The sequence below is a fragment of the Polaromonas hydrogenivorans genome (genome assembly GCF_040105105.1).
GTDB lineage: Bacteria > Pseudomonadota > Gammaproteobacteria > Burkholderiales > Burkholderiaceae_C > Polaromonas > Polaromonas hydrogenivorans.
On the sequence record NZ_CP157675.1, the window covers coordinates 4,336,306 to 4,347,659 of the forward strand.

10 protein-coding genes are annotated in these 11,354 nt (G+C 54.8%); 2 read left to right on the forward strand and 8 right to left on the reverse strand.

From position 1 onward, the window contains the following. Nucleotides 1-115 precede the first annotated feature (115 nt). Nucleotides 116-1,837 (reverse strand): group II intron reverse transcriptase/maturase, encoded by a 1,722-nt coding sequence (ltrA, locus tag ABLV49_RS20695; protein ID WP_349279471.1) that lies wholly within the window; start codon nucleotides 1,835-1,837, stop codon nucleotides 116-118. 1,059 nt (nucleotides 1,838-2,896) lie between these two features. On the opposite strand from ltrA, the gene ABLV49_RS20700 reads away from it, so the two are divergent. Further along, on the forward strand, nucleotides 2,897-4,882 hold the full coding sequence (locus ABLV49_RS20700) for a cation:proton antiporter (RefSeq protein WP_349279473.1): 1,986 nt from the start codon (nucleotides 2,897-2,899) through the stop codon (nucleotides 4,880-4,882). Between the two features lie 66 nt (nucleotides 4,883-4,948). Here ABLV49_RS20700 and ABLV49_RS20705 read toward each other — a convergent pair whose 3' ends face one another. The 7 genes from ABLV49_RS20705 to rpmH form a co-directional block, all read right to left on the reverse strand. Further along, nucleotides 4,949-5,629, reverse strand: coding sequence for a hypothetical protein (locus tag ABLV49_RS20705; protein ID WP_349279475.1), 681 nt, complete (start codon nucleotides 5,627-5,629; stop codon nucleotides 4,949-4,951). A gap of 168 nt (nucleotides 5,630-5,797) precedes the next feature. Next, complete coding sequence (locus ABLV49_RS20710) at nucleotides 5,798-6,289, reverse strand: Crp/Fnr family transcriptional regulator (RefSeq protein WP_349279476.1); 492 nt, start codon at nucleotides 6,287-6,289, stop codon at nucleotides 5,798-5,800. A gap of 153 nt (nucleotides 6,290-6,442) precedes the next feature. After that, on the reverse strand, nucleotides 6,443-7,879 hold the full coding sequence (mnmE, locus tag ABLV49_RS20715) for a tRNA uridine-5-carboxymethylaminomethyl(34) synthesis GTPase MnmE (RefSeq protein WP_349279478.1): 1,437 nt from the start codon (nucleotides 7,877-7,879) through the stop codon (nucleotides 6,443-6,445). A gap of 54 nt (nucleotides 7,880-7,933) precedes the next feature. After that, entirely contained in the window at nucleotides 7,934-9,643 is a 1,710-nt protein-coding gene (gene yidC / locus ABLV49_RS20720; protein ID WP_349279480.1) for a membrane protein insertase YidC, read from the reverse strand. Continuing rightward, on the reverse strand, nucleotides 9,640-9,957 hold the full coding sequence (gene yidD, locus ABLV49_RS20725) for a membrane protein insertion efficiency factor YidD (protein ID WP_349279482.1): 318 nt from the start codon (nucleotides 9,955-9,957) through the stop codon (nucleotides 9,640-9,642). Before yidD ends, yidC begins: the two co-directional genes overlap by 4 nt. Beyond that, nucleotides 9,954-10,364: a ribonuclease P protein component gene (locus ABLV49_RS20730; protein ID WP_349279484.1), complete on the reverse strand. Its 411-nt coding sequence runs from the start codon at nucleotides 10,362-10,364 to the stop codon at nucleotides 9,954-9,956. Before ABLV49_RS20730 ends, yidD begins: the two co-directional genes overlap by 4 nt. A gap of 60 nt (nucleotides 10,365-10,424) precedes the next feature. Continuing rightward, nucleotides 10,425-10,559, reverse strand: a complete 135-nt coding sequence (gene rpmH, locus ABLV49_RS20735) for a 50S ribosomal protein L34 (protein WP_007862708.1) — start codon at nucleotides 10,557-10,559, stop codon at nucleotides 10,425-10,427. Between the two features lie 283 nt (nucleotides 10,560-10,842). Between rpmH and ABLV49_RS20740 the strand changes: the two genes are divergently transcribed. Further along, a complete protein-coding gene (locus ABLV49_RS20740) occupies nucleotides 10,843-11,160 on the forward strand; it encodes a hypothetical protein (protein WP_349279487.1) in 318 nt (105 codons plus the stop codon). Nucleotides 11,161-11,354 lie beyond the last annotated feature (194 nt).

Here is an 11,354-nt window from a genome sequence, read left to right on the forward strand (position 1 = left end):
GCTGAAACCCCTCCCCCCTAAGAACCGTACGTGCGTCTTTCAACGCATACGGCTCAAGCACAACCACTGATTCGATAGATTTAATAAGGTGCATCCCCTAGTCTATCGCGTCAGATTAAAGTCCCCGTGCAGGGACCGGCTTGGTTACCTCCAAACCCAGGGCGTGGACACGCACATGACATACACGGTGTAGCAACACCCTATTTTTCAATGCATCGCTGCCCCCGAACTGCCGATAGACGATATGGTGGTCGTCGCAGTCCTCAAGGTCATCGATTGGCACCTTGCACAAGGCACAGTCCCCGTTTTGACTTATCCACAGCCTCAAGCGCTGGGCATCACGAATGACTTGCGACATCCGCTTTTCCCGTAGCTGTTCACCGTAAACAAGCCATTCCTTGTCGAAGGGGTTGTATTCCCCCTTGATCTTGACGTGCCGAACAATCGGTGTGTCCGCCAGCTTGATTAGCGCCGGCGGGTCTGACGTTTCATCACACCCATTTTCCTTGGATATGAAGTCCCAGCGTCCATTAGGACGCTTCCAGTAGTGCTCCAGTACCCACTTGGCGCTTTTTCTGGGATGGCGGCGTAGCCCCCAACGCATCAACCGCCAGTAAATGAGGTGGTCTAGCTTGGAGAAGGTCGCTTTCGCCACCACCCCTCTGTGATACGTTGCCCAGCCCTGCAAAAGCGGATTCAGGCGGTGTATCAGCGTTTCCGTTGGCATTGACAGTGAGGTGGCAATGATTTCCGCAACCTTGCCGTAGAACGCTTTCACGTTTTTCTGGCTTGGCTTGATCAACATCTTTTCTCCGTATTTTCGGAAATTCCATCCAAGGAAATCAAAGCCTTGCTCGATGTGTCCGATCTTTGTCTTCTCCTCGGACAGTACAAGTCCCCGCTTGCGCAGGAACTCGACCACCCAGGGTTTGACAGTCGTTTCCAGCAGCTCTTGCGAGTTTCCAGTCACAACAAAATCGTCCGCATAGCGCACTACGTTGACTTTTGCGCTCTCAGCTCGTTTTGCTCCCAGCTTTTGCCTGAGGTGCTTATGCAGCCCGCTTTCCAGCCCGTTAAGGGTGATATTGGCCAGCGTAGGCGAAATGATGCCCCCTTGTGGGGTGCCCATTTCGGTTTGCCTGAAGTGTCCTTTGTCAACGACACCTGACTTCAGCCACTGCGCCAAGATGCGCTTGTCCATGGGTACGTTGTTCATCAACCATTCATGGTTGATGTTGTCGAAGAATCCCTTGATATCCGCATCCAGTACCCATTGGGCCGAAGCTTTTTTGGATAAGCATACAAACAACTGGCTGCGCGCATCATGAGTGGATCGCTCTTTTCTAAACCCGTAAGAGTTCGGATCGGAGTTTCCTTCCACGATGGGTTCCAGCCCGAGCAAATGCAGAGCCTGCATTGCCCTGTCGAACATGGTTGGGATGCCCAGAGGGCGCTCCTTTCCATTTGACTTCGGGATATAAACGCGCCTGAGCGGTGAGGCTCTGTAGCATTCACGGTTCAATCGACACACTGCGTCCCATTTGATTTCCGGCGTGTCCCATAGTTCGCGGTCGATGCCACTCGTCCGCTTCCCTTGATTTGTCGTAACTTTCCTGACGGCCAATGCCTTGGCTTGCCAGGAACGAACGAGACTTCTCTGAAGTCGTGAGACTTTTCGATGATCCTGTTCTTTCTCTGCCTGCGCGATACGCATCTGCGCCTTCCCGACAAACTTCATTACCAGACCCCAATCAATGGAGTGCCAGTTACTGGGTTTGCCCGGAGACGCAGCATCGAAGTCGTGAGTGTTCCCACCCACTTCCGAAATGTTTTCCATACTTTCTCCGGTTTGGTGACCCCAAAACGGAATGCGACCCACGAGGGGCATGCACCCCGTAGGTCGTTTTAAAGTCCGCAGCGGCATTGCGCCGTTGCACCTGTAGCAAGTCAGCCTGCTTTCACAGCAAGGTAAATCTTGAGCCTCTATGCCGTCGATTACAGACGGCCATTCGCTTTTTGCTACTTCCTCTGCCCCCTGCACCATGGCCGTTGCTTGCGCTTCGGTTGCCTGGCGACTGCTTGCGCAGACGCCAGGCGGTACATGGGGTTTACCTCGTTTCCTGATAGACCCGACTGGCTGGCAAGCCAGCGATGGGGTTAGGGACGTTCTATCCGCCGCACGTGTTGGGGAACCCGCTGCAGTCCATGACATGCCGCGGCCTACGTGATGCCTTCTTTGGCTACAGCTCCCCGATTTGCATCGGGAGACAAGCGTAAGCTGTTTAATGCTGACGACGGTTCAGTCGAACGTTCACATATGTTTCCCGTACCCTTTACCTCAGCACTCCCCTGACCTCTTGTTCAGTCAGGATGGACGACCTTCACAGGCCGAACATGCGCATGGATTTGAACCCTTTACGCAGAATGTTTATCCACAGCTTCGCACCCCGCAATTACTCGCGACGCACGTGCAGTTGAGGTCACTTCGTTCCGGAAGTGGTTTCGTAATAAAACAAGGTCTATCAAGCTGGTTGTGCTCAACTTTTATGATGAGTTCGTCTTTGTAAAATTTTGTAAAACAGCCAAAATCTTTTGAATTTTGTTGTTTAACAGTCATTTTTTAGACGAATCTATCCCTGCATTTGCAGCACATTTTATTTTCAGACGGTATTGCTACCGTCTGACTTGGGTTAAACCCAAGTCTAAATATGCCCTTTACAGGGACTTAAATGGCAATCTCCAGAGGAGAAAGCCACTTTCTTTCTTCATTCTGAATAAATCAGAGTTTCGCGACGAGTCGCACCATGGCTGCATTCTATCGATGCCTATAGAAGCCGGCCTTCCAGAAACCTGAAAACCGGCCTGACGCTGGAAATCCATCAGCTACCATCAAAAGATGAGCGCACTTGAGCTAACCCTTTTATATCTACTGGCCTCAGTGCTGGGGGTAGTCATTTGCCGCTCATTTAAGTTGCCGCCCATGCTGGGTTATTTGTCTGTCGGCGTGGTGATTGGTCCGCACGCGCTGGCGCTGGCGCAAAATTCCGACGGAGTGCGCCATCTGGGCGAATTCGGTGTGGTGTTTTTGATGTTTGTGATCGGGCTGGAATTCAACCTTCCCAAGCTGCGCTCGATGCGCCGCCATGTGTTCGGGCTTGGTCTTCTCCAGGTGGCCCTCACCATGGTGCTGGTGACCCTGGGTTCACTTTTTCTGGCTGTCGTGGCACCTGCTCTATGGAACATGCAGTGGCAAACCGCCCTGGCCCTGTCAGGCGCAATGGCCATGAGCAGCACTGCCATTGTGGTCAAACTATTGGCTGAGCGGCTGGAACTGGCCTCCGAGCACGGCAAGCGCATCATGGGCATCCTGCTACTCCAGGATCTGGCCGTGGTGCCGTTGCTGGTGCTGATTCCTGCCTTGGGCTCACCGGCTGACGAGTTGTTCATGGCATTGGGCATTGCCGCCCTGAAAGCGGCCGTGCTGCTGGGCCTGCTGCTGACCGGAGGGCAGCGCGTCATGCGCTGGTGGCTCACGATCGTGGCAAGACGCAAGAGTGAAGAGCTGTTTGTGCTGAATTTGCTGCTGGTAACGCTGGCGCTGGCCTGGCTGACCGAGCTGGCCGGTTTGAGCCTGGCCCTAGGCGCTTTCATCGCCGGCATGCTGATTTCCGAAACCCAGTACAAACACCAGGTCGAAACCGACATCAGGCCTTTTCACGATGTACTGCTGGGGCTTTTTTTCATCAGCGTCGGCATGATGCTCGACTGGCATGAGGTTGTGGATCACTGGGCGCTGGTGCTACTGCTCTTGACGCTGCCAGTATTGTTCAAGCTGATCCTGGTGACTGCCCTGGCACGAGTCCTCGGAGCGACGGCCGGTGTATCCCTGCGCACCGGCCTGTACCTGGCGCAGGCCGGCGAGTTTGGCTTTGTGCTGCTATCCCTGGCACAAGGCAGCAAGCTGGTGCCGCCGGCCCTGATGAATCCCATCCTGGCCAGCATGGTGCTGTCAATGCTGGCCACGCCGTTCATGATCATGTATGCCAACCGCATCGTGATGAAGCTGGTTTCAAGCGAATGGCTGCAACAGTCGCTTCAGATGACAACGATTGCCAGCAAATCAATGAGCGTCAACAAGCACGTCATCATTTGCGGTTATGGCCGATGTGGCCAGAACCTGGGCCGCATGCTGGAGCGCGAAGGCATTCCCTATATCGCGCTGGACCTGGACCCTGACCGGGTACGGCAGGCTGCAGCGGCAGGCAACTCGGTGGTGTTTGGTGACGCGGTTCGGCTACAGGCCCTGATAGCGGCTGGCTTGGCACGGGCCAGCGCCGTGGTGGTGACCTACCTGGACACCGCCAGCGCCTTGAAAGTGCTCGCCAATACACGCACCCATGCGCCCACGGTGCCGATCATTGTTCGCACCGTGGACGACCGTGATCTGGAAAAGCTCAAGGCTGGCGGCGCCACTGAAGTGGTTCCCGAGGCGATTGAAGGCAGTCTGATGCTGGCCAGCCATGCGCTGGCGCTGGTGGGTGTGCCCATGCGCCGAGTGATCCGCGTGGTGCAGGACCAGCGCGATGCGCGCTACAACCTGCTGCGCGGCTATTTTCGCGGTGCGGACGACGACACGGCAGACGAGCTGGAGCAGGAACGCTTGTCCACCGTGACACTTGTTCCCGGGCTCAGTTCAGTCGGCCAGACGCTCGGTGAACTGGCGCTGCACACGGTGGATGTGCGAGTGGTCAGCCTGCGCCGGGGCAATGGAAAAACGCTCAAGGCACTTGAAGAAACCAGCCTGGAAGGCGGCGACACGCTGGTCCTGTCGGGGAAACCGGAAGCACTGGCGCTGGCCGAGCAGAAACTTTTGCGCGACTGAAGGTCACCCCCATCATGCACAAACGAGTGTCAAAGATGCTCCCGAATGGCTTGCATAAAACCATCCTCAATGCAGGTCACCATATTGCGTATTGCTGAGGGCTGGGTAAGAGAATGATTGAGTGACTTCAGTATCTTCAAAATCTAGAAGGTGGGCCGAACGGTGCAGTCCGCTGCTGGCCTTGGTATTCTTTTCGGGTAAAACTGGGGAACTGTGGGCAGAAGCGGCAAGCAGGGCAAGTCGAAAGGCGGCGACTTCATCTGCCTGAATGGGTTCTTGGAGAAACTCCTTCTTGTTGACCGGTTGAGTCGGCAGGGGAAAGACGGCAGACACAGAAGGTGGTGACAGTTTGCTCACGACAGCTATTTCATTGAGCCGCCAGTAAACAGCCGAAACGACGATCTCGTAACGGACCATGGCACGCTGAACAATCAGCGTTTCCAGTTCGGCGGGCTGCAGAACGGCATCACCCTTGCTGCTCGTCAAATCAATCATGACCAGATAGCTACTGCTTCGACGGTCAAGGTCAAGCACTTTGAATTTATAGCTGGAGGACAAAATCCCGGAATGGGTCATGACTTCGCGAATGGCTTCATACAACTGTTCGCGGCTGTCATGGTTTTTTGTTTTAGAACTGCCATCGTCAAGCTCGCCCCTCTGGGCTCCAGCAGGCGGTAACTTGCCTCTCGGCATTGAAGCGTGTTTTGCTTGGCGGGATTTGCCGGAAAACCAGCTGAAAAAGAACATGTAGTCAAACCTGCTGTTGAAAGAAGCGCCTTGATTTAGCTTTTACCGCTGACAGAGTTGGTGCTGTTTTACCCAATCTCGTTTAACTCCTGTCAACCAGTAACGCTTTGTATCATATTTTAATGACCGGCTCTGAAATTCAACAGTGCATGCTTCACGGATGACTGATCAAGTCACAGCGGCCCGTTTTGGCGGAATGCTCAGGCGCTTGGCCATGACGGAGCCCATCGCCAGCGTCAATTCGAGCGCTATGGGACTATGGTGACGTGACAGATCCTTGAAGCGTATCGGCGTGAGGCACCACATTTTGCATGGGCTTGAAGCATGGACTGTCGCCCTGCGCGGCTGATGCGTGAAAAATGAACCTTCGCCCAATACAGTGCCTGAGCCCACCAGGGCCAGGTGCATGTGTGCATTTTCATCCTCTGAATGAGCACTCAAGGTGCCGCTTTCAATGAAATACAAGGTGCAGTCCCGGGCTCCCTGCTCTATCAGGATTTGACCCTTGCTCAAGGGAAAGGGCTGCAGGAAAGCGCCCAAAATAGTCCAGTGCGGCAAGCTGAACTGACAATGCAAGGCATCACTAGACTTACAGCTTGCAACAGCCTGGGCCAGGGTCTGAATATCAAAGCGGATAGCGCCTGGAAGTAGTGCATTCATAGTGAAGTAAAGATACCTTCACACCACCGACAAACGCAGCCATAAAACTTTCACTTACATTGGATACGTTGACGTTTTGGTTTTATGAAGATAAAGAGGGTAGGCAAACTCAATCCAATCAGAAACCGACCCATTTCTCCCGAAAAACCCACGCTATTTCCCGATACAAAACTTTGAAAAAATCTCTCCCAGTAGATCGTCGGCGTTAAAAGCCCCCGTAATTGAACTCAGGTGTAACTGCGCCTGGCGAAAATCTTCCGCCAGCAAATCCAGCGCGGGCACAGTGGCCTGCAGTTGATCCTGGGCTGTCAACAGCTGAATTTGTACGCTGCGCAGTGCGCTCACATGACGCTCGCGTGCCATGAAAACACCTTCAGGAGCCGCTTGCCATCCAACCACCCTCAGCAACTGCTCGCGCAGGGCCTGCAAACCCGCCCCGGTCTTGGCGGAAATCAGCACGCCACCGTTTACCTGACGCAGCAACTCCGGGCTGACCATGTCGGATTTATTCCAGACATCGATAATGGCTGTATTTTTTGGAAGTTTTAAGGCCAATGCGCTTTGCAGACGGGCATCATCAGCTATGTAATTTATAGCATCAAGAGGGCTTTCAGCTATATCCTGACGGGCCAGGTCATGCAAAAACAGCACGGCATCGGCACTTTCAATTTCGGTCCAGGCCCGCTGGATGCCAATTTTCTCGACTTCATCAAGTGCCTCACGCAAACCTGCCGTGTCCACCACATGCAGCGGCACGCCTTCAATCTGGATCAGCTGCGAAACCTTGTCGCGGGTTGTCCCGGCAACGGGTGTCACGATGGCCAGTTCAGCGCCGGCCAGCGCATTGAGCAGCGAGCTTTTGCCGACGTTGGGCTGCCCGGCAATCACGACCTTGATGCCTTCACGCAGAATTGCTCCCTGCGTGGCACGCTGCAGCACGCTGGCCAGCGTTGCCTGCAGGTCCAGCAACTGGCCTTGCGCATCGGCCTGCTGAAGAAAATCAATATCTTCTTCGGGAAAGTCCAGCGTGGCTTCAACCAGCATGCGCAAATGAATCAACTGCTCCAGCAGCATATTGACAGCTTGCGAAAACTCGCCCGACATCGAGCGCGCCGCAGAACGCGCAGCGGTTTCGGTGCTGGCATCAATCAGGTCGGCGATGGCTTCGGCCTGCGCCAGGTCGATCTTGTCATTCAGAAAAGCCCGCTTGGTGAATTCACCCGGCTCGGCAACCCGCAATTGGGCCAGCACCGGTTGACCTGTGGCCGGATCAAGCGCAGCGCCTGCTTCAAGACACCGCGCCAGCAGAAGCTGCAGCACGACCGGGCCACCATGCGCCTGCAATTCCAGCACGTCTTCACCTGTATAGGAATGGGGAGAAGGGAAAAAAATCGCCAGCCCCTTATCGATGACCTGCCCATTGAGATCACGAAAAGGCAGGTAAGTCGCCTGGCGGGGAGAAAGTTCACGTCCACAGAGGGCCTGGACAACCGGGGCGATTCGCTGACCGGAGAGGCGGACAATGCCGACTCCGCCACGACCGGGCGCAGTGGCGATGGCAACGATGGGGTGATGATGACGGGCTAGCATGAAGCCTCAATGCGCAATGCGCAATGGTAAAGGGCCGCTTGGCGGCCCTTTTTGTTATCTGAACTTCGGCAGGTTGAACTGCGGCGGTACACCCATCCGGGTGTTGATGACCCACTGCTGGGTAATCGACAGGATGTTGTTGGTGATCCAGTACAGCACCAGGCCGGCCGGGAAGAAGAAGAACATCACGCTGAAAATAAGCGGCATGAACCACATCAGCTTGGCCTGCATCGGGTCAGGTGGTGCGGGGTTGAGCGCCGTCTGCAACATGGTGGTCAATGCCATCACGACCGGCAGGATGAAATACGGGTCAGGCGAAGACAAGTCCCTGATCCACAAGATCCACGGCGCACCCCGCATCTCGACGCTGGACAGCAGCACCCAGTACAGCGCAATGAACACCGGAATCTGGATCATGATCGGGAAGCAGCCACCCATCGGGTTGACCTTTTCCTCGCGGTAGATTTTCATCATCGCCTGCTGCATTTCCTGCGGCTTGTCTTTCAGGCGCTCACGCATTTCAGTGATTTTTGGATTGATGGCCTTCATCTTGGCCATGCTGGCATACGCCTTGGCGTTCAGCCAGTAGAAAGCGATTTTCAGCAGCAGCACCAGCGCCACGATGGACCAGCCCCAGTTCTGAATGAAGCTGTGCAGTTTGTCGAGCAACCAGTACAGCGGCTTGGCCAGAATCGTCAGCCAGCCGTAGTCCTTCACCAGTTCCAGGCCGGGGGCCAGGGCTTCGAGGACTTTTTCTTCCTGAGGACCGACGAAAAATTTCGAGTCAACGGTTTTCGTCGCACCAGGGGCAATCGGGTCGAGTGGCGTGATCATGCCCACTGCGTACAAATTGGTGTCCACCTTGCGTAAAAACAGGTCGCGTTTCAGGCCATCAGGCAAGATCCAGGCCGACGCAAAATAATGCTGCACCATAGCCACATAGCCATTGGTGGCCTGCTTTTCAACATCCACCTTGTTGTTTTCAATGTCCTTGAATTCAACTTTCTGGTATTTCTTGGCTTCGGTGTAAATGGCCGGGCCGGTAAAGGTGGAATAAAACGATGATTCGCCAGGCGGCTTGTTCCCGTCACGCACCAGCTGCAGGTAAAGCTGCGGGGCGACTGGCGTTGTGCCGGTGTTGATGATCTCGTGGCGTACAGCCAGGTCATAGGCGCCGCGCTTGATAGTGTAGGTTTTGAGCAGCTTTACACCGCCCATATCTGCCGACTCGAATTTGACCTGCAACTCGTTCTGACCGTCCTTGAGGACGCGCTCGCCCGGCACGATGGTCATCAGGGTTTTGTGGGTGGGGAAAGTGCCACCGTTGCTGCCGGCAATCAGGCCGGTCTGCGCCACATAGACACGGTTCGTGCTTTGATCCAGCAGCACAAATCCTTGATCCTTGTGGCTCATGTCCTTGTATTTGTTGAAAGCCGTATGAACCAGCGTTCCGCCTTCGCTGTCAAAGGTCAGGGAAAGTACATCGGTATTCACCGTCAGCTGCTCTTTGGCGACGGACGGTGTGGCCAATGGCGCACCTGCCGGTACCGCAGCTGGGGAGCCAGGCATGACGCCTGCGGAAGGCGATGGCACTGCGGCACTGCCGGTCGAAGGCACAGCATTGGAAGCAGTCGTTTTGGCAGTCTGTGTGCTGGACGGGAAAAAGGTGGCTTTATGGCCATTGAAGACCTGCCACTGATCCCACAACAAGACCATGGAAAAACCAAAAATCACCCACAAGATGGTGCGGCGGATGTCGTTCATGACGGCGTCTTTTTAGAAGGAATGGAAGCCGCAGGCGTGAGCAGGCGGCTGAAAAAAGAAGCAGATTGTGGCGGCGGCACCGGGTCATGGCCACCTTCGCACCAGGGCTGGCAACGAACAAGACGGCGCAGTGTCAGGTAGCTTCCCGTGACCGCGCCATGCTGGCTCAGTGCCAGCAGGGAATAAGCAGAACAGCTGGGCTCAAATCGACAGTTCGAACCCAGCGCGGGACTGATCAGCAGCCGGTAGCCGTTGACCACACCGATCAGAATCATTTGTGGCAGGCGCGTCAGGGTGGTCAGAATTGGGTTCATGCTGCTCTCGCTCCAGCTTGCATCAAGGCCTGAACTTCAGCCCGGACCGCCTGCTTGAGCTGATCAGAAACGGCGCTGACAAATTCCGTGCGGGCAAAACTGCTGCGCAAGCGAACCACAAATGCGGCCTGCGGATACAGCTGAGAAAAATCAGCGCTCACGGAATAAATCTGTCTTTTGATGGCGTTGCGTGTCACGGCACGTTTGGCCCAGCGTTTGGGAACCATCGCACCGATCCACATGTCGTGCAGGTGAAACAACATGGCTGAATCCGCCGTGCTTCCAACCCGAACGGGTACGGCTTTGGCATCCAGCCTATTGCAATGCAAAGCGAAATGTTGCGTTTTTGCAACAATACTTCCAGCCAGTACGGCCTGAAACTGCGCCCGGGTTTTAAGTCGCTGCACTGGCGCCCAGCATCAGCTCAAGAGCGGCAAATTACCAGATCACCTGCAAAGAAAACCAGTTTAGACAGCCAGGCGTTTACGGCCTTTGGCACGGCGGGCAGCAATAACTGCGCGGCCGCCACGGGTTTTCATGCGCGTCAGGAAACCGTGGGTACGGGCGCGCTTGACTTTGGAGGGTTGGTATGTGCGTTTCATGATAAATCCTACTGGCCCTTGCGGGCTTGTTACTGGGCTGTCAGCTGTAAAGCTTCATTTGGCGATTCGAATGATCTTGGTGGCTGTACGAAACCACGGCCAATCTGGCAAGTCTCAACAACCGGCAACACGTCTGCTGCATCCTGGCAAATGAATTCCTAGAATCCACACACAAAGCTGCGCAGGCAGCCTCAAGCCGCTACGAATCGGGAAAACCCGTGATTATCACAGATTTCTCAATACTGGCAACAAGGCAAACGCCTGGATCGGCGCGAAGGCTGAAATGAAATTGCTGGAAGGCACGCCCTTCCCCGTCCTTTCATTTCATTTCATGAACAAAGCGGATGATGATCAGGTTAGGCTGGATCAAACCGGCATGTCTTGCCTGAAATTCCGGGCGCAGGACTTCTTCTATTTTTCTCTTTCCAATCAAGTACTTGGAATTCTTTTCAAGTTGTGCGGCACGGCGCCATACAAGCAGCTTGTCAGCTATGAACAACTTTCAACTCTTGACAACAACCTGTGGATAAGTCATGGGTTGTTAAAAAGTTATCCACATGTTTTCACCTGTCATGTCGCCGCCCTGCTTGATGTCACCTGATCGGCGGGCGATTTTTCAGCGCCCAGGCCGGCAGCATGGATGCTACCTGCTGGTTTTACCGGTGCAGGCCCGTTCGGAAGTCCCTGATGTGTGGATAACTGACCGCCCCGACTACAATTGCGGGTGTTCAAAATTAACAATATCCACAAGCGGCCAGCGGCTGCTTTGCACTTGCATCCGGGACAAAAATCGTC

Coding starts and splice junctions, on each gene's coding strand:
- ltrA (WP_349279471.1), bottom strand. CDS start 1,837: ATGGAAAACATTTCGGAAGTGGGTGGGAACACTCACGACTTCGATGCT.
- ABLV49_RS20700 (WP_349279473.1), top strand. CDS start 2,897: ATGAGCGCACTTGAGCTAACCCTTTTATATCTACTGGCCTCAGTGCTG.
- ABLV49_RS20705 (WP_349279475.1), bottom strand. CDS start 5,629: ATGTTCTTTTTCAGCTGGTTTTCCGGCAAATCCCGCCAAGCAAAACAC.
- ABLV49_RS20710 (WP_349279476.1), bottom strand. CDS start 6,289: ATGAATGCACTACTTCCAGGCGCTATCCGCTTTGATATTCAGACCCTG.
- mnmE (WP_349279478.1), bottom strand. CDS start 7,879: ATGCTAGCCCGTCATCATCACCCCATCGTTGCCATCGCCACTGCGCCC.
- yidC (WP_349279480.1), bottom strand. CDS start 9,643: ATGAACGACATCCGCCGCACCATCTTGTGGGTGATTTTTGGTTTTTCC.
- yidD (WP_349279482.1), bottom strand. CDS start 9,957: ATGAACCCAATTCTGACCACCCTGACGCGCCTGCCACAAATGATTCTG.
- rpmH (WP_007862708.1), bottom strand. CDS start 10,559: ATGAAACGCACATACCAACCCTCCAAAGTCAAGCGCGCCCGTACCCAC.
- ABLV49_RS20740 (WP_349279487.1), top strand. CDS start 10,843: ATGAAATTGCTGGAAGGCACGCCCTTCCCCGTCCTTTCATTTCATTTC.